The organism is Streptomyces spiralis (genome assembly GCF_014654675.1).
In the GTDB taxonomy this organism is placed as follows: domain Bacteria; phylum Actinomycetota; class Actinomycetes; order Streptomycetales; family Streptomycetaceae; genus Streptomyces; species Streptomyces spiralis.
Window position 1 is genome coordinate 118,864 of record NZ_BNBC01000011.1, and the last position, 21,285, is coordinate 140,148.

At 72.0% G+C, this 21,285-nt stretch carries 18 protein-coding genes; 10 read left to right on the forward strand and 8 right to left on the reverse strand.

Translation table 11 applies throughout. The annotated features are described in order from the left end of the window. Window positions 1-185: 185 nt before the first annotated feature. On the reverse strand, window positions 186-2,999 hold the full coding sequence (locus IE318_RS14215) for an ATP-binding protein (RefSeq protein WP_189900298.1): 2,814 nt from the start codon (window positions 2,997-2,999) through the stop codon (window positions 186-188). Window positions 3,000-3,266: 267 nt separating this feature from the next. Beyond that, a complete protein-coding gene (locus tag IE318_RS14220; protein ID WP_189900300.1) occupies window positions 3,267-4,130 on the reverse strand; it encodes a helix-turn-helix transcriptional regulator in 864 nt (287 codons plus the stop codon). Window positions 4,131-4,269: 139 nt separating this feature from the next. Here IE318_RS14220 and IE318_RS14225 point away from each other — a divergent pair, with 139 nt between their 5' ends. Together IE318_RS14225 and IE318_RS14230 are read left to right on the forward strand one after the other, a co-directional pair. Beyond that, window positions 4,270-5,943, forward strand: a complete 1,674-nt coding sequence (locus IE318_RS14225; RefSeq protein WP_189900302.1) for an AMP-binding protein — start codon at window positions 4,270-4,272, stop codon at window positions 5,941-5,943. After that, on the forward strand, window positions 5,940-7,532 hold the full coding sequence (locus tag IE318_RS14230; RefSeq protein WP_189900304.1) for an AMP-binding protein: 1,593 nt from the start codon (window positions 5,940-5,942) through the stop codon (window positions 7,530-7,532). The genes IE318_RS14225 and IE318_RS14230 overlap by 4 nt, the downstream gene beginning before the upstream one ends. A 39-nt stretch (window positions 7,533-7,571) precedes the next feature. Here the strand turns inward: IE318_RS14230 and IE318_RS14235 are convergent, their stop codons facing one another. Then, the gene (locus IE318_RS14235; RefSeq protein ID WP_189900306.1) at window positions 7,572-8,297 is read right to left on the reverse strand and encodes a hypothetical protein; all 726 of its coding nucleotides are present in this window, start codon (window positions 8,295-8,297) and stop codon (window positions 7,572-7,574) included. A gap of 293 nt (window positions 8,298-8,590) precedes the next feature. Here IE318_RS14235 and gcl point away from each other — a divergent pair, with 293 nt between their 5' ends. Continuing rightward, window positions 8,591-10,375, forward strand: coding sequence for a glyoxylate carboligase (gene gcl / locus IE318_RS14240; protein ID WP_189900308.1), 1,785 nt, complete (start codon window positions 8,591-8,593; stop codon window positions 10,373-10,375). Window positions 10,376-10,517: 142 nt separating this feature from the next. On the opposite strand, the gene IE318_RS14245 is transcribed toward gcl, so the two are convergent. The 5 genes from IE318_RS14245 to IE318_RS14265 all read right to left on the reverse strand — a co-directional run bounded on the left by IE318_RS14245 (window position 10,518) and on the right by IE318_RS14265 (window position 15,399). Next, window positions 10,518-11,108 carry a TIGR04222 domain-containing membrane protein gene (locus tag IE318_RS14245; RefSeq protein WP_189900310.1) on the reverse strand — a complete coding sequence of 197 codons (591 nt, stop codon included), beginning with the start codon at window positions 11,106-11,108 and terminating at the stop codon, window positions 10,518-10,520. 163 nt (window positions 11,109-11,271) lie between these two features. Continuing rightward, window positions 11,272-11,508: a hypothetical protein gene (locus tag IE318_RS14250; RefSeq protein WP_189900312.1), complete on the reverse strand. Its 237-nt coding sequence runs from the start codon at window positions 11,506-11,508 to the stop codon at window positions 11,272-11,274. A 452-nt stretch (window positions 11,509-11,960) separates the two neighbouring features. Continuing rightward, entirely contained in the window at window positions 11,961-13,424 is a 1,464-nt protein-coding gene (locus tag IE318_RS14255) for a catalase (RefSeq protein WP_189900314.1), read from the reverse strand. Window positions 13,425-13,585: 161 nt separating this feature from the next. After that, window positions 13,586-14,500: a 2-hydroxy-3-oxopropionate reductase gene (locus IE318_RS14260; protein ID WP_189900317.1), complete on the reverse strand. Its 915-nt coding sequence runs from the start codon at window positions 14,498-14,500 to the stop codon at window positions 13,586-13,588. 41 nt (window positions 14,501-14,541) lie between these two features. Next, window positions 14,542-15,399 carry a TIM barrel protein gene (locus IE318_RS14265; RefSeq protein WP_189900319.1) on the reverse strand — a complete coding sequence of 286 codons (858 nt, stop codon included), beginning with the start codon at window positions 15,397-15,399 and terminating at the stop codon, window positions 14,542-14,544. Between the two features lie 170 nt (window positions 15,400-15,569). Here IE318_RS14265 and IE318_RS14270 point away from each other — a divergent pair, with 170 nt between their 5' ends. The 7 genes from IE318_RS14270 (at window position 15,570) to IE318_RS14300 (ending at window position 21,150) form a co-directional block, all read left to right on the forward strand. Beyond that, the gene (locus tag IE318_RS14270; protein ID WP_037869674.1) at window positions 15,570-15,821 is read left to right on the forward strand and encodes a YkoF family thiamine-binding protein; all 252 of its coding nucleotides are present in this window, start codon (window positions 15,570-15,572) and stop codon (window positions 15,819-15,821) included. Then, window positions 15,818-16,180 carry a helix-turn-helix domain-containing protein gene (locus IE318_RS14275; RefSeq protein ID WP_030180887.1) on the forward strand — a complete coding sequence of 121 codons (363 nt, stop codon included), beginning with the start codon at window positions 15,818-15,820 and terminating at the stop codon, window positions 16,178-16,180. Before IE318_RS14270 ends, IE318_RS14275 begins: the two co-directional genes overlap by 4 nt. Before the next feature lie 142 nt (window positions 16,181-16,322). After that, window positions 16,323-16,832, forward strand: coding sequence for a 2-oxo-4-hydroxy-4-carboxy-5-ureidoimidazoline decarboxylase (gene uraD / locus IE318_RS14280; RefSeq protein WP_189900321.1), 510 nt, complete (start codon window positions 16,323-16,325; stop codon window positions 16,830-16,832). 34 nt (window positions 16,833-16,866) lie between these two features. Further along, window positions 16,867-17,268, forward strand: a complete 402-nt coding sequence (gene uraH / locus IE318_RS14285; RefSeq protein ID WP_030180884.1) for a hydroxyisourate hydrolase — start codon at window positions 16,867-16,869, stop codon at window positions 17,266-17,268. Between the two features lie 8 nt (window positions 17,269-17,276). Further along, on the forward strand, window positions 17,277-18,212 hold the full coding sequence (gene pucL / locus IE318_RS14290) for a factor-independent urate hydroxylase (RefSeq protein ID WP_189900323.1): 936 nt from the start codon (window positions 17,277-17,279) through the stop codon (window positions 18,210-18,212). Between the two features lie 64 nt (window positions 18,213-18,276). Then, a complete protein-coding gene (locus tag IE318_RS14295) occupies window positions 18,277-19,686 on the forward strand; it encodes a nucleobase:cation symporter-2 family protein (protein WP_189900325.1) in 1,410 nt (469 codons plus the stop codon). Between the two features lie 78 nt (window positions 19,687-19,764). After that, window positions 19,765-21,150 (forward strand): 8-oxoguanine deaminase, encoded by a 1,386-nt coding sequence (locus IE318_RS14300; protein ID WP_189900327.1) that lies wholly within the window; start codon window positions 19,765-19,767, stop codon window positions 21,148-21,150. The last annotated feature ends 135 nt before the right edge of the window (window positions 21,151-21,285 follow it).

Below are 21,285 nucleotides of genomic sequence, written 5' to 3' on the forward strand. Positions count from 1 at the left end.
GAAGTCCAAGGATCCGGTGCGCGGACTCCCGCGTGCCCGGGCGAGCGGCACGTCCCTCACGCTAGGGTCCGGCGCACCCGCCTCCAATGAGGGAACCCCCTAGGGGAGTTGGGCAGGGAAAACCCTCGGTCGCCCCGGCCCGGGGCCCTCACTGGATGCACGCGGTCAGTCAACCCGCGCCGCGCTCACTTCGCGCGCCGGCCCGCCGCCAATCGGACGATGTCGACCCGTGAACGGATCCCCAGTTTGCGGTAGACCCGGGTCAGGGTGGCCTCGACCGTCTTCACACTGACGAACAGCCGTCCGGCGATCTCCCGGTTGGTCGCGCCCTCCATGACGAGCGCGGCGACCTGACGCTCCATCGCCGCCAGACCGTCCAGCACGGCCGGCCCGTCCGGTCCCGCGGGGGCGGCGTCCGGCTGCGCCGGACGGGTGGCGGCGGCCTCCACCCGGCGCAGCCAGGGCAGCGCGCGGCAGCGCCGGAACAGCCGCGCCGCCTCCTCGTACGAGGTCGGTCCCGGCCGCCGGGTGCGCAGCCGGGCCAGCGCGAAGGCGGCCCGCGCCTCCTCCAGGCCGGTGCCCAGTTTCGCCAGCCGGTCCTGTGCGGACGTCAGCTGGGTGACGGCGGCCTCGGTCTCGCCCCGGGCCGCGCGCACCAGCGCCTCGGACCGGTCGAGTACGGCCAGCACGCTCTCCCGGCCCAGCCGCTGCGCGTGCTTGCGGGCGGCGTCGACGACCTGCTGCGCCTCGTCCGGACGGCCGAGCAGGACCAGTGCCTCGGCCAGGTCGCCGTGCCAGCGGCCGCGCGCGGGGTCGGTGACGCCGAGCCCCTGCTCCAGCTCCCGCACCCGGCTCAGCGACGCCACGGCGGCCTGGGCGTCACCGGCCACGAACTGGGCGTGGCCCAGGGCGGCCAGGGCCCGCGAGAGGTACATCTGGTCGCCGTCCTCCTCGGCGTGCCGGACCGCCTCCCCGGCCAGTGCCAGCGCCCGCCCGGTGTCGCCGCCGGAGGCCTCGGCGAAGCAGGCCAGCATCGCGGTGGGGCCCTCGCCGATGCCGGTGTCCCGGGCCAGCCGCAGGCTCTCCCGGGCCAGGTCCAGGGCCCGGCCGCAGTGCCCGGCGCGCAGTTCGGTCTCGGCGAGCATACGCAGGAAGTGCACCTCGCTCTCGACCATGCCGCGCCGCCGCACCTCGCGCAGCAGGGCGGTGATGGTCGCCCGCGCCTCGGTCAGCTGGTCGCTCATCAGCAGCCAGCGGAAGCGGGCGGAGCCGACACCGTTGTGGTGGCAGGCGACGTAGGGGTCCTGAGGCTCCTTCAGCGCGCGTCTGATGGTGGCGGGCGCGTCCGGGTGGCCCATCAGGGTCTCGGTGGAGGCCTGGAAGGCCAGCGCCATCAGTTCCGTGCGCCGGTCCCGGCCGCGCGCGGCCAGTTCGGCGGCGTGCGCGGCCTCCTGGCGGGCCTCGGCGAAGTCGCCCTGCACGACCAGGGCGCGCCAGGCCAGCTGGTAGCGGACCAGGGCCAGCAGCCCCGGGTCGTCGCCGGCGTCGGCCAGCGCCTGCGGGAAGGCGGCGTCCACGTCGCCGAGGGCCTGCCCGGCCGCCTCGATCACCACCATCCAGGCCCGCACCCGCTGCGCGGGCACGGTGGCCCGGGTCAGCACCTCACGGGCGATGTCCCGGGCGAGGTCCACCTCGCCGGCCGTGATGGCGTCCTCGGCCGCCCTGAGCCGGCGCTCGTCCGGGCCCGGCACGCCGTCGGCCGGGGTGTGCCGGGCGGCGAGCAGCCCCAGCGAGGCCGCCACCGACGGGGCGCCGCGGTCCCGGGCCAGCACGGCGGCCCCGGCGAGCCGCGCGGCCACGTCCGGGTCGGTGCCGGTGGTGGCCAGGGCCAGGTGGCGGGCGCGCTCGATGGGGTCGGAGGCGGCGGTGGACAGGGCGGCGTGCGCGGCGCGGCGGTCCTGTGCGGGCGCCTCCGCGTACAGCGCGGCCGAGATCAGCGGGTGCGCGAACCGTACGGCCGGACCCTCCGGTTCGGTGGCCAGCAGCCCGAGTTCGGCGGCCTGGGCGCACTCGGCCTCGGCGTTCTCCCGGCCGGCCGCGTGCAGCAGGGCCGGGGTGGGGCGGGCGCCGGCGCTGGCCACGAGGAGGGTGCGGCGGGCGTCGGCGGAGAGCATCTCCAGGCGGCTGAGCACCAGGGCGCGCAGCGAGGTGGGCACCGGCAGCGGTTCGCCCGGCCGGGGCGGAGTGGGGTTCTCGGCCAGGGCACGGCCCAGCTCCTGGGCGAACAGGGGGTTGCCGCCGCTGGTGCGGTGTATCTCACGGACCGTGGAACGCGGCAGGCCGGTGTAGCCGCGCTGGTCGAGCAGGGCGGAGACCTGGGCGCGCGAGAGCGGGCCGAGGCGCACCGAGAGGGTGTCCGGCGGGCAGGCGCGCAGGTGGCGGTCGTACTCCTCGTCCTCGGTGCGCACCGCGCACAGCATCTGCACGGGGGTGTCGCCCAGCCGGCGGGCGGCGAAGCCGAGCAGCTCCGCGCTGGCCGAGTCCAGCCACTGCAGGTCGTCGGCGACGATCAGGACGGGGCTCTTCGCGGCGAGCGCGCGCAGCAGGGACAGCACCGCCAGGCGCAGGGCGAGGCCGTCGCGCTGGAGGGTGGACTCGCCGCGGCCGGTGAGTGCCGACTCCAGCGCGGTGCGCTGCGCGGCGGGCAGGCTGCCGGCCACCTCGTCCAGGACCAGACCGAAGAGGTCGGCCAGCGCCAGGAAGGGCAGGTGCGATTCGGACTCGGTGGCGGAGCAGCGCAACACGGTGCGGCCCGGCGGGGCATATTCGGCGGCCAATGCCCGCAGCACGGTCGACTTTCCAATTCCGGCCGGCCCGTGCAGCAGCACACTGCCGCCGCGGCCGAGCTGCTCGCGTGCCGCCGCGGACGGCTCCTCCTGGCCGATGACCAGGTCTGAGCGGCAGCTCGCAGGGCCCTTGAAGTCCCGTCGCACAGTCACCGCTCCCCTCGTGGCGTGTTCTGGCCAAATTCTAGGCAACCCGCCCTTGAATTTCGGACTGTCGGCATAGTGAGGGAAATAACAGCACTCCCGGCAGAACCGAATTCAAACCACGCCGGATTGAATAGCCAACCCGCAAGCGCGCCCCCTCGAAGGTACCGCGCCCCACGGCACCCGGGCGGTCCCCCACCGGCCGATCACGGGAACTCCCTGCCGCGGTCGCACGGCCCCCCGGGCGCTGCACCAGGACGCCGTGCGGCCCCTGCTCTACGGCAGTACGCCCGTCCGGCGGGCCCTCGCCACCGCTTCGCCGCGGGTGTGGGCGCCGAGTTTGCGCATGGCCGAGCGGAGGTAGCTCTTCACCGTTTCCGGGGCGATGCCCAGGCGGGCGGCGGCCGTCGCGTTCGTGGCGCCCGCGGCCACGCACGTCAGGACGTCCAGCTCCCGAGGGGCCAGGGTCACGCCCTCCGCCGCGGCCGGAGCCCGGGCCGGGGTCGGCGCCGCGGCGGCGGTGAGCAGTCCGCAGGCGTCCAGGAGTTCCGCGCGCAGCGCGGGGTCCGTGATCCGCGGGGCCAGCGCGCGCAGCGCCGCGTGGGCCTCGCGCACCTGCTCCCAGGCGGCGCCGGTCGCCGCGTCCCCGTCCGCCGGCTCCGGGCGGGCCGCCGCCAGCAGGTCCCGCGCCTCCTCGCGCACCACCAGCGCCTGCTCCACGTCGCGCGCCACCGCCACCGCCGCGCCCAGCGTCCGGTCACCGAGCGGCTGGGCCGTGCGCAGAGCGCCGTACAGCACACCGCGCACCCGGCGCCGCACCACCACCGGCACCGCCAGCACCGAGCGCAGCCCCTCCGCCGCGACCGCCGCGTCGTACTCGTGGCTGATCTGCCGGGACAGCGAGTAGTCCGTCACCGCGCACGGCCGGGCCAGCGCGACCGCCTTGCCGCCGAGCCCGTTGCCGGAGGTCACCGCCAGCGCGCTCAGCGCGAGCGTCGCCGTACCCGTCAGCTCGCTGATCCGTACCCGCGGCCGGCCCGGCTCGACCAGGCCGCCGAAGGCGACCGGCAGGCCCGTCGCGCGCCGCAGCCGCACCAGCGCACCCCGAATCTCCGCCGCCCCGGACGCGTTCGCCGTCACCTGCTCGCCCTTTCGTCACGGACCTGTGCCCACCACACCCCCGTTCGGGGGTGGTGAGACCCGCATCACGGATTACACGATGTGACAGAGCCGCCCCGCAATGGTCCGGAGCCAACCCGGGACCACCCATGGAGGACAGATGACGACGGCGACGGAGACCTTCCGCCGGGCCCGGGACTTCCTGCTGGAACACCGTGAGGACTACGCCACCGCCTGCGCCGGCTTCGAGTGGCCCCGCCCGGAGCACTTCAACTGGGCGCTGGACTGGTTCGACGTCGTCGCCGACGGGAACGACCGCACCGCCCTGCACATCGTCGAGGAGGACGGCACCGAGACCCGGCTCTCCTTCGCCGAGATGTCCGAGCGCTCCGACCGGGCCGCCAACTGGCTGCGCGCGCGCGGCGTCGCCGCCGAGGACCGCATCCTCGTCATGCTCGGCAACCAGGCCGAGCTGTGGGAGACCGCGCTCGCCGCGATGAAGCTGCGCGCCGTCGTCATCCCCGCCACCCCGCTGCTCGGCCCCGCCGACCTGCGCGACCGCGTCGAGCGCGGCCGGGTCAGGCACGTGATCGTACGCGCCGAGGACACCGTCAAGTTCGCGGACGTGCCCGGCTCCTACACCCGGATCTCCGTCGGGGGCACGCCCGAGCAGGGCTGGGAGCCGTACGAGGACGCCTACGCCGCTCCGGCCGCGTTCGTCCCCGACGGCCCCACCCTCGCCGACGACCCGCTGATGCTCTACTTCACCTCGGGCACCACCGCCCGTCCCAAGCTGGTGGAGCACACCCACGTCTCGTACCCGGTCGGGCACCTGGCCACCATGTACTGGATCGGCCTCAAGCCCGGCGACGTGCACCTGAACATCTCCTCGCCCGGCTGGGCCAAGCACGCCTGGTCCAACCTGTTCGCCCCGTGGAACGCGGAGGCGACCGTCTTCATCCACAACTACACCCGCTTCGACGCGGCCCGGCTGATGGCCGAGATGGACCGCGCCGGCGTCACCACCTTCTGCGCCCCGCCGACGGTGTGGCGCATGCTCATCCAGTCCGACCTGAGCCGGCTCGCCACCCCGCCGCGCGAGGCCGTGGCCGCCGGCGAGCCGCTCAACCCGGAGGTCATCGAGCAGGTCCGCCGGGCCTGGGGCGTGACCATCCGGGACGGCTTCGGACAGACCGAGACGGCCGTCCAGGTCTCCAACAGCCCCGGCCAGCCGCTGAAGACGGGCTCCATGGGACGGCCCAGCCCCGGCTTCCGGGTGGAGCTGCTCGACCCGGTGACCGGCGCCCCGGGAGCGACGGAGGGCGAGATCGCGCTCGACCTGTCCGTACGGCCCGTCGGCCTGATGGCCGGCTACCACGGCGACGCCGACCGCACGGCGGAGGCGATGGCCGGCGGCTACTACCGCACCGGCGACGTTGCATCACGGGACGAAGAAGGATATCTGACGTATATCGGACGCTCCGACGACGTCTTCAAGGCCTCCGACTACAAGATCAGTCCGTTCGAGCTGGAGAGCGCGCTGCTGGAGCACGAGGCGGTCGCCGAGGCCGCGGTCGTGCCCGCGCCGGACGAGCTGCGTCTGGCCGTGCCGAAGGCGTACGTCGTGCTCGCGGAGGGCTGGGAGCCCGGTCCCGACACCGCGAAGGTGCTCTTCGAGCACTCCCGCCAGGTCCTCGCCCCCTACAAGCGCGTCCGCCGCCTGGAGTTCGGGGACCTGCCCAAGACCGTCTCCGGCAAGATCCGCCGCATCGAGCTGCGCGAGGCCACGGCCACGGGATCGGACAACGAGTACCGCGAGGAGGACTTCCGGTGACCGCTGAGCTGTCGTACACGCACGGAACGAGCGAGACCGTCCTGCTCGGGGACACCATCGGCGCCAACCTCGACCGGGCCGTCGCGACCTGGCCGGACCGCGAGGCGCTCGTCGACGTGCCGTCCGGAAGGCGCTGGACGTACGCCCGGTTCGGTGCGGACGTCGAGGAACTGGCGCGGGCGCTGGCCGCGAGCGGGGTCGGCAAGGGGGACCGGGTCGGCATCTGGGCGATCAACTGCCCGGAGTGGGTCCTGGTCCAGTACGCCACCGCGCGCATCGGCGCGATCATGGTCAACATCAACCCGGCCTACCGCACCCACGAGGTCGAGTACGTTCTCGACCAGTCCGGCATCTCGCTGCTCTTCGCCTCCCTCGGCCACAAGACGAGCGACTACCGGGCGATGGTCGACCGGGTCCGCGGGAAGTGCCCCGCGCTGCGCGAGGTCGTGTACATCGGCGACCCGAGCTGGGAGGCACTGCTCTCCCGCGCCACCCCGGACGTCTCGTACGAGGCCCTCTCCTGCGACGACCCCATCAACATCCAGTACACCTCGGGCACGACGGGCTTCCCGAAAGGGGCCACCCTCTCCCATCACAACATCCTCAACAACGGCTATTTCGTGGGTGAGTCGATCGCCTACACCGAGCAGGACCGGATCTGCATCCCGGTGCCCTTCTACCACTGCTTCGGCATGGTGATGGGCAATCTGGCGGCCACCTCGCACGGCGCCTGCATGGTCATCCCGGCACCGTCCTTCGACGCGAAGGCCACCCTGGACGCCGTCCAGCAGGAGCGGTGCACGTCGCTGTACGGCGTCCCGACGATGTTCATCGCCGAGCTGAACCTCCCCGACTTCGCGGCCTACGACCTGTCCAGCCTGCGCACCGGCATCATGGCGGGCTCGCCCTGCCCGGTGGAGGTGATGAAGCGGGTGGTCGCCGAGATGCACATGGAGCAGGTCTCCATCTGCTACGGCATGACCGAGACCTCCCCGGTCTCCCTGCAGACCCGGATGGACGACGACCTCGAACACCGCACCGGCACGGTCGGCCGGGTGCTGCCGCACATCGAGGTGAAGGTGATCGACCCGGCCACCGGGGTGACCCAGCCCCGCGGCACGGCGGGCGAGTTGTGCACCCGCGGGTACAGCGTGATGCTCGGCTACTGGGAGGAGCCCGAGAAGACCGCCGAGGCCATCGACCCCGGCCGCTGGATGCACACCGGGGACCTCGCGATGATGCGCGAGGACGGGTACGTCGAGATCGTCGGCCGCATCAAGGACATGATCATCCGCGGTGGGGAGAACGTCTACCCGCGCGAGATAGAGGAGTTCCTCTACGGCCACCCGAAGATCCGCGACGTCCAGGTCGTCGGCGTTCCGCACGAGACGTACGGCGAGGAGGTGCTCGCCTGCGTCATCCCGCTCGATGCGGAGGAACCGCTGACGCTGGAGGAGCTGCGGGCCTTCTGCGCGGGCCGGCTGGCGCACTACAAGATCCCGAGCCGGCTGCGGATCCTGGACTCCTTCCCGATGACGGTGTCCGGCAAGGTGCGCAAGGTGGAGCTGCGCGAGAAGTACGGTGCCTGACGGGATGTGAACCTCCGCGCCGGCGGCGGCCGCCCGGTCTCAAACGCCGGGGGCGCCGCCGAGCGCGTCGGCCGGGCCGTTCACCGGTCGCGGGACGCCGTCCGGCGCGAGGACGAACAACGCGATGCGAAGCTCGTCCGCGCGGGTACGGGCCTGCTCGCTGTAGCCGGTGAGCGAGAAGTACACGCCGCCGGCGGACTCCGTCATGGCCGTCAGCCACAGGCACTCCACGTCGCGCTGTGAGGCCGGCCGCGCCGCGGGGTCCACCTGCGCCACCAGCCCCCGGGCGGCCAGCCCGATACCGGACGGCGGCCGCTGGTCCGCCCGCCGGATGTCCTCGTACCCCAGCCACCGCAGATACAGGACGGCATCGGTCACCGCGTCCCGCGCCGTGCGGATCACCACGGGCCGGAACACCCCGCGCCTCCCGGTACGAGGGCGCCGCCCGGCCGTGTCCCGGCTCCCGGCGCCGGAGCGGTGCGCCGTCCCGGGCTCGCGCGTCGCGTTGTCGCCGTGCTCCGCCGCCTCTCCTTCCCGTCCTTCCCGTCGCCCGCGGTCGCCGCGTCCCGGGATGCCGTCCCCGGACCGCATCCCGCTCCCCTTTCCGGCGCGGTCCCCGGTCTCCTCCGTGTCGGCGTCGCTCGGCGGGACGCGCAGGGTCGTGCCGCAGGGGCAGGCCAGTTCCGGTCGGGGCCACTGGCCGTGGCCGCCGGGGACGTGTTCGCGCCGACAGGCCGGGCAGCGCACCGGCACGCTCTCGGGCATGACCCAACTCCAAGGCTCCGCATCGAGGTCGCGTTCGAGGCCGCCCCGGCGGCGGCCGTCGAGGAAGCCGTCCCATGGTGCTCCGGCGGGGCCCCGGCTGTCCGGTGCTTCGCCGCGTGGCGGGCACCTCCTTGCCCTCCCTTGACGCGTTTCTCGCGCCCCCCTACATTGATTCCAGATCGTAGAAACTACTTTCCGCTATACGGAAGTACGGAAGAGCTCACCGCAGGGCGCGACGGGAGTGCGAATCCGGCAGCCGAGACAGCAGAAGACAGCCGAAGCAGGAGTACTCGATGGCTCGTATGACCGCTGCCCGAGCGGCAGTTGAGATCCTCAAGCGCGAGGGCGTCACCGACGCGTTCGGTGTGCCGGGCGCGGCGATCAACCCCTTCTACGCGGCGCTCAAGGCCTCCGGAGGCATCACCCACACCCTCGCCCGCCACGTCGAGGGCGCCTCGCACATGGCCGAGGGCTACACCCGTACGCACCCCGGCAACATCGGCGTCTGCATCGGTACTTCCGGCCCGGCCGGCACCGACATGATCACCGGCCTGTACTCGGCCACCGGTGACTCCATCCCGATCCTGTGCATCACCGGCCAGGCCCCGACCGCCGTGATCCACAAGGAGGACTTCCAGGCGGTCGACATCGCCTCCATCGCCAAGCCGGTGACCAAGATGGCGGTCACCGTCCTGGAGGCCGCGCAGGTCCCCGGCGTCTTCCAGCAGGCCTTCCACCTGATGCGCTCCGGCCGCCCCGGCCCGGTCCTGATCGACCTGCCGATCGACGTCCAGATGACGGAGATCGAGTTCGACCCCGAGACCTACGAGCCGCTGCCGGTCTACAAGCCGGCCGCGACCCGCGCCCAGATCGAGAAGGCGATCGCCATGCTGACCGCCTCCGAGCGGCCGCTGATCGTCGCCGGCGGCGGTGTCATCAACGCCGACGCCGCCGATCTGCTCGTGGAGTTCGCCGAGCTCACCGGCACGCCGGTCGTGCCGACCCTGATGGGCTGGGGCGTCCTGCCCGACGACCACGAGCTGAACGCCGGCATGGTGGGCCTGCAGACCTCGCACCGCTACGGCAACGCGACCTTCCTGGAGTCCGACTTCGTCCTCGGCATCGGCAACCGCTGGGCCAACCGCCACACCGGCAAGCTCGACGTCTACACGGCCGGCCGCACGTTCGTCCACGTGGACATCGAGCCCACCCAGATCGGCAAGATCTTCGCCCCCGACTACGGCATCGCCTCCGACGCCAGAGCCGCCCTGGAGCTGTTCGTCGAGGTGGCGGGGGAGCTGAAGGCGGCCGGCAAGCTGCCCGACCGCTCCGCCTGGGCCGCCGCCGCGCAGGAGAAGAAGGCCACGCTCCAGCGCCGTACGCACTTCGACGACATCCCGATCAAGCCGCAGCGCGTCTACGAGGAGATGAACAAGGCCTTCGGCCCCGAGACCCGCTACGTCTCCACCATCGGCCTCTCCCAGATCGCCGGTGCCCAGATGCTGCACGTCTACCGGCCGCGGCACTGGATCAACTGCGGCCAGGCCGGCCCGCTCGGCTGGACCGTCCCGGCCGCCCTGGGCGTCGCCAAGGCCGACCCGGAGTCCCCGGTCGTCGCCCTCTCCGGCGACTACGACTTCCAGTTCATGCTGGAGGAGCTGGCCGTCGGCGCGCAGCACAAGATCCCCTACGTCCACGTCCTCGTCAACAACTCCTACCTGGGCCTCATCCGCCAGGCGCAGCGGGCGTTCGACATCGACTTCCAGGTCAAGCTGGAGTTCGAGAACATCAACTCGCCGGAGCTGGGCGTCTACGGCGTCGACCACGTCAAGGTCGCCGAGGGCCTGGGCTGCAAGGCGATCCGGGTGACCGACCCGAACGAGCTGTCCGCCGCCTTCGAGGAGGCCAAGAAGCTCGCCGCCGAGTTCCAGGTGCCGGTCGTCGTCGAGGCGATACTGGAGCGGGTCACCAACATCTCCATGTCGGGCACCAACGACATCGGCAACGTCGTCGAGTTCGAGGAACTGGCCACCGAGCCCGGCCACGCGCCGACGGCGATCAGGACGCTGAAGGTCTGACACACAAGGAACGCCGACAAGGGGTGGCCCGTCCGACGGACGGGCCACCCCTTGTCGTGTCGCCCCTTGTCGTGTCGCCCCTTGTCGTGTCGCCCCTTGTCGTGTCGCCTCTTGTGGCTCCGCTCCGCAGGTCCGCGGAGCGTCACACGGCGCCGCAGCTGAACCCGCCGCCGCTGCCCCAGGACTGCCCGTACTCCCGCTTCTGCTCGGTGGCCTTCCCGCGCCGCCCGGCGAGCCCGCCCTCCCGCGCGAAGCGGGGCATGAGCGTGGTCAGCGCCCGGTCGCCGTACAGGGCCACGGCGAGCAGCCGGTCCTCGGGCGACAGGCCCCTGCGGCTCCCGGGCAGCGGGTACTCGGCCCGCAGGGCCCTCAGGACGCGCCGTCCGGCCCGGGTGCGGCCGGGCAGGAAGACGGGCACCAGTCCGGCGACCGTGAGCTCGTACCGCAGATCGATGAGGGCGAGGGCGACGGCCTCCCGGACCAGCAACTGCCGCAGGTCCGCGGGATGGTGGAGGAGGGAGGCGTGCGCCGCCCGCGTCAGGGCGGGGAGATCCGCTCCCGCGTCGTCGAGCGGTCTCCTGGTGCGCAACATGCCCCCTCGCGCGGGGCCGACGCTGCCGCTCAGTTGAAGGGTGAGGACGGCGACGGTGAGGGCGGCGCGGCGACCACCGCGCAGGAACGCGATCTCGTGCGGCGCCGGCCCTTCCGTCGCGGCACTTTCGGCACTGTCCATGAGCGAGCCCCCGCCGTAGAACGGGGCCCGCCGCCCCCGTGCCGGCGGGCCCCGTGTGAGGGAATCTGCCCGCCGGCGGGGGCGCTCGATACCTCCCGAGCCGGTTTCAGAGCTTGATTTGAGCATGCCGTAGCGGCCCTACGCCCCTTGTCGTAGGCGTCGCTCAGAGGTCCTCGTGCTCCGACAGGCCAGGCCAGTCGTCCGGGCCGCCGCCCTGCCACTCGATGAGGTCGCTCTCCTCGACCTCGATACGGTCCAGGTCGGCCAGCCGGAGGATCTCGACGACGTCGTCCAGGTGGGACGCGAGCCCGAGGGTCACATCGCCCTCGGTGACCCGCCGGGAGCCGTCCAGTGCCGGCGAATGCACCACGATGTGCGGATGCTGCGTGAGGTGGTTCATGCCTTCAGCGTCCTGCGCGCGAAGCCGCTCCGCACCCCGGAGGAGGCGAGAACCGCGGCAGCGCAGCGAGGGGCGCCGGATGCGGGACCGTCCGCATCCGGCGCCCCTCGGCCCGGTGAGGTATGTGGTTGTTGAGACCGTCCGACGGCGCGAGGCTGGGCGCGACAGGACGTTCGCGCCGCCGGACGGAGCCGGGGGAGGGGGTGCCTCGCTGCGCGAGGCGGTTCGGCTGGGACCGCGGCGGGTGCGACGGGACCGGGAGGCCTTCCCTCTGGTCGAGAAGGCGGTTCCCGGGACCTTCACCACCGCACTGGCTCACACGCCGCCGCGGTCCTCGCCTGACCGCGCGTCGCCGGCCGGCCACCCCTCATCCGGGTCGGCCGGCGCCCGCGCGGGGCGTACGCGTCCGGTGCCCGACCTCCCCGTCGGGGCGCCGGACGCGGCTTGCCGGGTCAGTCCTCGCGCAGGGCGCGGACCGCCTCCGCCACGCGCTTGCCGTACTCGGGGTCGGCGGCGTGGAAGTGTGCGAGGTTCTTCTCGATCACGTCGTTGCGGGAGACCTGGGACAGGCCGCCGGCGATGTTCGCGACCAGGCGCTGCCTCTCCTCCTCGGACATCAGCCGGTACAGCTCACCGGCCTGGACGAAGTCGTCGTCCTTGGTGTGCAGCGGAGCCTCGTGGGTGCCCGTGTGGCCGGTGACGGCCAGCGGGGCGGACAGCGGGCGGCCGGTCTCGACCGGGCCGTCGTAGGAGTTCGGCTCGTAGTTCTTGGCGTGCCGGCCCTGGGAGTTGGTCGCCATGAGACCGTCGCGGCCGTAGTTGTCCGCGCCGCCGGGCACGGCCTTCGGAGCGTTCACCGCGAGCTGGGTGTGGTTGACGCCCAGGCGGTAGCGGTGGGCGTCCGCGTAGGCGAACAGCCGGCCCTGGAGCATCTTGTCCGGCGACGGGCCGATGCCCGGCACGAAGTTGTTCGGGGAGAACGCGGCCTGCTCGACCTCGGCGAACACGTTGTCCGGGTTGCGGTCCAGGACCAGGCGCCCGACCCGCTTGAGCGGGTAGTCCCTGTGCGACCAGACCTTGGTCAGGTCGAACGGGTTGAAGCGGTAGTCCGCCGCCTCGGCCGCCGGCATGATCTGGACGTACAGGGTCCAGGACGGGTGCACACCGCGCTCGATCGCCTGGAGCAGGTCGGTCTGGTGCGAGTTGGGGTCCTTGCCCGCGAGCTCCGCGGCCTGCTCGCTGGTCAGGCAGCGGATGCCCTGGTCCGTCTTGAAGTGGTACTTGACGAAGAAGGCCTCGCCCTCGGCGTTCGTCCACTGGTAGGTGTGCGAGCCGTAGCCGTTCATGTGGCGGTACGACGCCGGGATGCCGCGGTCGCCCATCAGCCAGGTCACCTGGTGGGTGGCCTCGGGGGAGTGCGCCCAGAAGTCCCAGACGTTGTCCGGCTCGGTGCGGCCGGTGAACGGGTCGCGCTTCTGCGAGTGGATGAAGTCGGGGAACTTGATCGGGTCCTTGATGAAGAACACCGGGGTGTTGTTGCCGACGAGGTCGTAGTTGCCCTCCTCGGTGTAGAACTTCACCGCGAAGCCCCGCGGGTCGCGCACCGCGTCCGCGCCGCCGAGGGAGTCGGCCACCGTGGAGAAGCGCACGAACACCTCGGTGCGCTTGCCGATCTCGCCGAGGAAGTCGGCGTGGGTGAAGCCCGTGACGTCGTCGGTCACCTCGAAGCGGCCGAAGGCGCCGGAACCGCGGGCGTGCACCACGCGCTCCGGGATGCGCTCGCGGTTGAAGCGCGCCAGCTTCTCCAGGAGGTGCTGGTCCTGGAGGAGGAGCGGGCCGCCGATGCCGGCGGAGGCGGAATTCTGGTTGTCGGCGATCGGGGCGCCGGACTCTGTCGTGAGCACGCGCTTCGACATCGGGGACCTTCCGTACGAGGGGCAGCGGAAACTTGTTTCCGCTTCGTGGAGCCTAGAAGTGGGCGATCGGGGCGTCAACAGTTTGTTGAAGTGGATTCCGGGCCGCGGCGCCGCCTGGGCGCGACAGAACAGGTGTCAGCGGCGCCGCGGCCCGGAAGTCTCTAGAGCTGAGCGCCCGAGAGGCGCTCGACCGCCCGCAGCAGGGCCGAGTGGTCCAGCCCGCCGTCGCCCTGGGCGCGCAGCGAGGCGACCAGCTGGGCGACCGCGGCGCCGACCGGCAGGGCCGCGCCGACGTTGCGGGCGGCGTCGGTGACGATGCCCATGTCCTTGTGGTGCAGGTCGATACGGAAGCCCGGCTTGAAGTCCCGGTTGAGGAAGTTGTCCTTCTTGCGGGTCAGCACGGTGGAGCCGGCGAGGCCGCCGTTGAGGACGTCCAGGGCCGCCCGGAGGTCCACGCCGGACTTCTCCAGGAAGACCACGGCCTCGGCGCACGCCTGGATGTTCACGGCCACGATCAGCTGGTTGGCCGCCTTCACGGTCTGGCCCGAGCCGTGCGGACCGCACAGCACGATGGTCTTGCCGAGGGCCTCGAAGATCGGCCTGGCCTCGTCGAAGTCGGCCTGCTCGCCACCGACCATGATCGACAGTACCGCCTCGACGGCGCCGGCCTCACCGCCGGAGACCGGGGCGTCCAGGACGCGGATGCCCTTGTCCTTCGCGGCCTTGGCCAGGTCGACCGACGTCTGCGGGGTGATCGAGGACATGTCGATCAGCAGCGCGCCGGACCTGGCGTTCTCCAGGATGCCGTCCGGGCCGTAGGCGATGGCCTCGACCTGCGGGGAGGCGGGCACCATCGTGATGACCACGTCGGCGTCCTTGACGGCCTCGGCGATCGAGCCGGCCGCGGTGCCGCCGGCGGCGGCCAGGCGGTCGAGCTTGTCCTGCTCGAGGGTGAAGCCGGTGACCTGGTAACCCGCCTTGATCAGGTTCTCGGACATGGGGGAGCCCATGATGCCGAGGCCGATCCATGCGATCGCCGGGCGGGTCGGGCGGGAGGAATCTGCCAGGTTGCTCATGTGAGGGTGCCTCTCTCAACTGCCGTGCAAGTCAAAGGTGTTCAGTGCGCCGCGCGCGCCTCGCGCGGCAGCCACTCGAAGGCCTCCGCGCTCGGACGGTCGCCCGGCTTGTACTCCAGGCCGACCCAGCCGTCGTAACCGGCCTTCCTCAGCCGGCCGAGGAGGTCCTCGAGCGGCAGCGAGCCGGTGCCGGGGGCGCCTCGGCCCGGGTTGTCGGCGATCTGCACGTGGCCGGTCTTCGCCGCGTACTGCTCGATGACCGAGGGCAGGTCCTCGCCGTTCATGGACAGGTGGTACAGGTCCATCAGGAACTTCGCGTTCCCGAGGCCGGTCGCCTGGTTGACCTGGTCCACGACGCCGATCGCGGCGGGCGCGCTCACCAGCGGGTACAGCGGCGACTCGGGCTGGTTCAGCGCCTCGATCAGCAGGATCGCGCCGATGCGGTCGGCGGCGCGGGCCGCGAGCACCAGGTTCTCCAGGGCGAGCGCGTCCTGCTCGGCCGGGTCGACGCCCTCCACGCGGTTGCCGTACAGCGCGTTGAGCGCCGTGCAGCCCAGCGACCGGGCGAAGTCGGCGGCCACGTCGATGTTGGCGCGGAACCTCTCCGACTCCTCGCCGGGGACGGACAGGGCGCCGCGGTCGGGGCCGGGCAGCCGGCCGGCGTAGAAGTTCAGGCCCGTGAGCCGGACGCCCGCGTCCTCGATCGCCTTCTTCAGGGCGTCGAGCTCCGACCGCTCGGGGGTGGGCGTGTCGATCCAGGGCCACCACAGCTCGACCGCGGTGAAGCCGGCCGCGGCGGCGGCCGCGGGACGCTCCAGCAGCGGGAGTTCCGTGAAGAGGATCGACAGGTTGACGTCGAAGCGCTGGTCTGCGGCTGTGCTCGATTCAAAAGCCGGCATCAGGGCCGCGCTCCCTTCCGTTCTCGTATTCCGTATTACGGAAGTTTGTTTCTGCTTAATGGAAGACTGCCGTCGGGTGTCGTGGCTTGTCAAGAGGGGGGACGGTGGCCGGCGGGCTCCGGGCCGGCCGAGGCTGCCCGGAAACCGGCCCCGCGCGTTAGGTTGAGCGCGTGCGATTGAGAGTGGAGTTCACGACCGAACCGTTCGACCTGGACGAGGCGCCCGCGCACGCGGTGGTGGCGCGCGAGGTCGTCGAGGCCGCCGAGCTGGACGCCGTGGACGTCGGCCCGTTCGGCAACACCGCGGAGGGGAGCGCCGACGCCGTGCTGACCGCCGTGGACGCTCTGCTGCGCAAGACCCTGAAGGCCGGCGCCACCCGGATCTCGCTCCAGGTCAACGTGATCGGGGAGGGCGGGCGGTGACCGGGGAGGAGCCCTTCATCGCGGCCGTGAAACCGCTGGTCGACGCGATCGGCGGCGAGCTGCTCCCGCCCGACGAGGCCGGCCCCGACGACGTCGTGCTCGCCTGGGAGGGCATGGACGCCGTCGCCGTGCGCCTGCCGCAGCTCGCCGACTCCCTCGACCACATCCTGGCCGCCATGGAGCGGCGCCGGGGCATGCCGCTCGCGGACCTGGACCGCAAGGCCAAGCAGGAGGTCGTACGGGTCCTCGAGGCGCGCGGCGCCTTCTCCGTGCGGCACGGGGTGGAGACCGTGGCGGGCGCGCTGGGCGTCAGCCGCTTCACCGTCTACAACTACCTCAACCGGGAGAAGGAGGCCTGAGCCGCCCTTGGCCGGGCCGCCCCGAGGGGGGCTCCTGGGTTTACCCAGAATTTTCAACAAAGTGTTGACGTGTTGTTTCGGAGGGCGTTAGCTATCCGCAGCCCGTTCAGCACACAGGCCGTTCGCGGCCACGGAGGCTCCCGTGACTACGAGTTCCACGCCGTCGGGCCTCGCCCGCTTCAACACCCTCCCGGAGGCCGCGGCCCGCGCCGCGCTCCTGGAGGCGTGCGCCTCCACGGCGTGGGCGGAGCGGCTGCTCGCCGCCCGCCCCTGCGCCGGGCCCGAGGACCTCTACGCCGCCAGTGACGCCGCCATGGCCGAGCTGACCACGGCCGACCTGGAGGAGGCGATGGCCGGCCACCCGCCGATCGGCCGCCCCAAGCCCGGGGACCCGACCTCAGCCCGCGAACAGAGCGGCATGGCCGGCGCCTCCGAGGACCTCAAGGCGGAGATGCTCGAACTGAACCTGGCCTACCAGGAGAAGTTCGGCCATGTCTTCCTCATCTGCGCCACCGGCAGGACCGGCGAGCAGATGCGGGACGCGGTCAAGGAGCGGATCGGCAACGCGCCGGAGCAGGAGCGGGAGATCGTCCGCGCCGAGCTGGGCAAGATCAACCGTATCCGGCTCGCCCGACTGCTCGACGACGCCTGAGCCCCACGGCTCGAAGACGCCCGAAGAGGAAACCATGAGCACCGAGACCACCGCCTCCGTGTCCACGCACATCCTGGACACCAGCGTGGGCCGCCCCGCCGAGGGCGTCGCCGTCCACCTCTCCGCCCGCAGCGGCAGAGACGCGGACTGGCAGGCGCTCGGCGGCTCCGCGACCGACGCGGACGGGCGGTGCAAGGACCTCCCGGCCCTGCCGGAGGGGACCACCCACGTACGGCTCCACTTCGAGGTCGAGCCGTACTTCGCCAAGAAACAAGCCGCGGCCCAGCAGGACGCCCCCGCGCTCCGGGACAGCGAGAACGGCCGGCCGGTGTTCTTCCCCGAGGTCACCATCGCCTTCGCGGTGGTGCCCGGTGAGCACTACCACGTTCCGCTGCTGCTCAACCCGTTCGGCTACTCCGTTTACCGAGGGAGCTGACCGACACCATGACCCGTTTCGTCCTGGGACAGAACCAGTACGGCAAGGCAGAGAACCGCGTCGTCAAGATCACGCGTGACGGCGACACGCACCACATCAAGGACCTGAACGTCTCCGTCGCCCTCTCCGGCGACATGGAGGAGGTCCACCGCAGCGGTTCCAACGCCAACGTCCTGCCGACCGACACCACCAAGAACACGGTGTTCGCCTTCGCCAAGGAGCATGGGATCCGGAGCGCCGAGGACTTCGGCGTCAAGCTGGCCCGCCACTTCGTGGACAACAACGAGCCCATCCACCGGGCCCGCATCCGCATCGAGGAGTACTCCTGGGAGCGGATCGAGACCTCGCAGTCCGGCGCCCGCTTCGTCGGCTCGGACGAGATCGCCCACTCCTTCGTCCGCAAGGGCCAGGAGACCCGCGTCGCGCAGATCACCTACGACGGCCACGGCATCCAGGTGCTCTCCGGGTTCAAGGACCTGACCGTCCTGAACTCGACCAACTCCGAGTTCTTCGGCTTCCTGAAGGACAAGTACACCACCCTGCCGGAGGACCACGACCGCATCCTCGCCACCACCGTCTCCACCTGGTGGCGGCACAACTGGGACGGCATCGACTCGCACGCCCCGGACTGGGACCGCTCGTACAACGGGGTGCGCAAGCACGCGCTGCAGGCGTTCGCCGAGACCTACTCGTACTCGCTCCAGCAGACCCTCTTCGAGATGGGCGTGCGGGTGCTGAACTCCCGCGACGAGGTCGACGAGATCCGCTTCTCGATGCCCAACAAGCACCACTTCCGCTCGGACCTGTCGCCCTTCGGGATCGACAACGAGGCCAAGGACGGCGCCGTCTACTACGCCGCCGACCGCCCCTACGGCCTGATCGAGGCCACCATCCTGCGGGACGGCGCCGAGCAGCTCATCCCGGTCGACATGACCAACCTCTGACGCGGGACGCGTGTCCCCGGACCCGCCCACCGGGCCGGGGGCACGCCACACCGGAGGGAACACCATGGCACAGCCTGCAAAGGGGCCGGCGAAAGCCCCCTGTTCCACCCCGCCGGTGCACACCGAGGACGCCGTCATGTCCGTGCACCCGGTGGACGAGAAGCTCCACCCCTCGCGGCTCGTCCCCGCCGCGCTCCAGCACATCGCCGCGATGTACGCGGGCGTCGTCACTCCTCCGCTGATCATCGGCCAGGCCTGCGGACTCGACATCGCGGCCCGCACCCGGCTGATCGCCGCGTCCCTGCTGATCGCGGGCGTCGCGACCGTCCTGCAGACCATCGGCGTCAAGGGCCTCGTCGGCAACCGGCTGCCCTTCGTCAACGCCGCCTCCTCGGCCGGCATCGCCCCGATCCTCGCCATCGCAGAGACCAACGACAAGGGCCACCAACTCCCCGCCATCTACGGCGCGGTGATGGTCGCCGGTGTCTTCTGCCTGGCCATCGGCCCGTTCTTCGGACGGCTGCTCAGATACTTCCCGCCGCTGGTCACCGGAGTGGTGATCACGCTCATCGGGGTCACGCTGATGCCCGTACCCGTCGGCTGGGCGCAGGGCGGCGACAACACCGCCGCCGACTTCGGGTCCATGAAGAACCTCGCGCTCGCCGCGTTCACCCTCGCCGTCATCCTGCTGATCCAGCGCTTCGGCAAGGGCTTCGTCAAGCAGGTCGCCCTGCTCTTCGGGCTGCTCATCGGCACGTTGGCCGCCGTCCCGTTCGGCCTGGCCGACTTCAGCGGCATCAAATCCGCCCCGCTCGCCGCGCTGCCCACGCCGTTCGCCTTCGGCACCCCTGTCTTCCAGCCCGCGGCCATCCTGTCGCTGTGCATCGTGATGCTGGTGCTGATGACCGAGTCGTCCGCCGGCATGCTCGCCCTCGGCGAGATCTGCGACCGCCGCGCCGACGCGAGGACCATCACCCGCGGTCTGCGCACCGACGGCATCGCCACCCTGCTCGGCCCCGTCTTCGGCGGCTTCCCCACCTCCGCCTTCGCCCAGAACGTCGGCGTCGTCTCGCTGACCCGGGTGCGCAGCCGCTACGTCGTCGCCGTCGCCGGGGGCGCCCTGCTGGTCCTCGGCGCCTTCCCGGTGCTGGGCGCGGTCGTCTCCCTGGTCCCCATGCCGGTCCTCGGCGGCGCGGGCATCGTGCTGTTCGGCTCGATCGCGGTCAGCGGCATCCGCACGCTCTCCGAGGCCGGGCTGGACGACAGCTCCAACATCATCCTGGTGGCCGTGGCGCTCGGTGCCGGCATCATCCCGCTGGCCGCGCCGACCTTCTACGCCGAGTTCCCGGCCTGGGCGCAGACCGTCCTCGGGTCCGGCATCAGCGCCGGCGCGCTCGTCGCGGTCCTGCTCAACCTGTTCTTCCACCATCTCGGCACCCGGAGCCGCACGGCTCCGGCACTCAAATCCTCCTAGGGTCCTGCCGTGCCCTCCCCGTGGACACCCCGTCCCCCTTGTTCACGGGTCCGCCACCGAAAGACAAGAGGAAGCGCCATGGCATCATCGGCAGCCCAGCGCATCGTCATCGAGAACTGCGCGATCGCGACCGTGGACGCGGACGACACCGAGTACGCCTCCGGGCACGTCGTCATCGCCGGCAACCGCATCGAGTCGGTCGGCGCCGGCCGGGCCCCCGCGGACCTGGAGAACGTCGTACGCCGTATCGACGCGAGCGGCCACCTGGCCACGCCCGGTCTGGTCAACACCCACCACCACTTCTACCAGTGGATCACCCGGGGCCTGGCCACCGACCACAACCTGTTCAACTGGCTGGTGGCGCTGTACCCGACGTGGGCGCGCATCGACGAGCAGATGTGCTACTCGGCGGCGCAGGGATCCCTCGGCATGATGGCCCGCGGCGGAGTCACCACCGCCATGGACCACCACTACGTCCACCCGCGCGGCTCCGGCGACCTGTCCGGCGCGATCATCAGGGCCGCCTCCGAGATGGGCGTCCGGTTCACGCTGGCCCGCGGCTCGATGGACCGCAGCGAGAAGGACGGCGGCCTGCCGCCGGACTTCGCCGTCGAGACACTGGAGGGCGCGCTGGCCGCCACCGAGGAGACCGTCAGGAAGCACCACGACGCCTCCTTCGACGCCATGACCCAGGTGGCGGTGGCCCCCTGCTCCCCGTTCTCCGTCTCCACCGAACTGCTCCGCCAGGGCGCCGACCTGGCCCGCAGGCTCGGCGTACGGCTGCACACCCACGGCTCGGAGACCGTGGAGGAGGAGAAGTTCTGCCACGAGCTGTTCGGGATGGGCCCGACCGACTACTTCGAGTCCACGGGCTGGCTGGGCGAGGACGTGTGGATGGCGCACTGCGTCCACATGACCGACTCCGACATCGCGGCCTTCGCCCGCACGAGGACGGGTGTGGCCCACTGCCCGTCCTCCAACGCCCGCCTCGCGGCGGGCATCGCCCGGGTCCCCGACATGCTGAAGGCGGGCGTGCCGGTCGGCCTCGGCGTCGACGGCACCGCCTCCAACGAGTCCGGCGAACTCCACACCGAGCTGCGCAACGCGCTGCTCATCAACCGCCTGGGCCCGCACCGCGAGGCCGCCCTCACCGCGCGCCAGGCGCTGCGCCTGGGCACCTACGGCGGCGCCCAGGTCCTCGGCCGCGCCGAGCAGATCGGCTCCCTGGAGCCCGGCAAGCTCGCCGACCTGGTGCTGTGGAAGCTGGACACCCTCGCCCACGCCTCGATCGCCGACCCGGTGACCGCGCTGGTCTTCGGCGCGGCCGCCCCGGTCACGGCCTCCTTCGTGAACGGCCGGCAGATCGTCGAGGACAACCGCCTGCTCACCGTGGACGAGGACGCGATCGCCCGCTCCACCCGCGAGGAGGCGCAGCGGCTCGCGCGGATCGCGGCGCAGGGCTGAGCAGTCGAAGAGCTCCGGCCGGGAGGGACGGCTCCCGGCCGGTAGCCGTGGACCCGAGCGGGGTCCACGGCAGCCGGATCCGGGGCGCGCGGGGACGCGCGCCCCGGAACGGTCTCCGTTCGCCACCCCCCGCGG

Coding starts and splice junctions, on each gene's coding strand:
- IE318_RS14260 (WP_189900317.1), bottom strand. CDS start 14,500: ATGAGCAACCTGGCAGATTCCTCCCGCCCGACCCGCCCGGCGATCGCA.
- uraH (WP_030180884.1), top strand. CDS start 16,867: ATGAGCACCGAGACCACCGCCTCCGTGTCCACGCACATCCTGGACACC.
- pucL (WP_189900323.1), top strand. CDS start 17,277: ATGACCCGTTTCGTCCTGGGACAGAACCAGTACGGCAAGGCAGAGAAC.
- IE318_RS14295 (WP_189900325.1), top strand. CDS start 18,277: ATGGCACAGCCTGCAAAGGGGCCGGCGAAAGCCCCCTGTTCCACCCCG.
- IE318_RS14235 (WP_189900306.1), bottom strand. CDS start 8,297: ATGCCCGAGAGCGTGCCGGTGCGCTGCCCGGCCTGTCGGCGCGAACAC.
- IE318_RS14300 (WP_189900327.1), top strand. CDS start 19,765: ATGGCATCATCGGCAGCCCAGCGCATCGTCATCGAGAACTGCGCGATC.
- IE318_RS14225 (WP_189900302.1), top strand. CDS start 4,270: ATGACGACGGCGACGGAGACCTTCCGCCGGGCCCGGGACTTCCTGCTG.
- IE318_RS14245 (WP_189900310.1), bottom strand. CDS start 11,108: ATGGACAGTGCCGAAAGTGCCGCGACGGAAGGGCCGGCGCCGCACGAG.
- gcl (WP_189900308.1), top strand. CDS start 8,591: ATGGCTCGTATGACCGCTGCCCGAGCGGCAGTTGAGATCCTCAAGCGC.
- IE318_RS14255 (WP_189900314.1), bottom strand. CDS start 13,424: ATGTCGAAGCGCGTGCTCACGACAGAGTCCGGCGCCCCGATCGCCGAC.
- IE318_RS14265 (WP_189900319.1), bottom strand. CDS start 15,399: ATGCCGGCTTTTGAATCGAGCACAGCCGCAGACCAGCGCTTCGACGTC.
- IE318_RS14250 (WP_189900312.1), bottom strand. CDS start 11,508: ATGAACCACCTCACGCAGCATCCGCACATCGTGGTGCATTCGCCGGCA.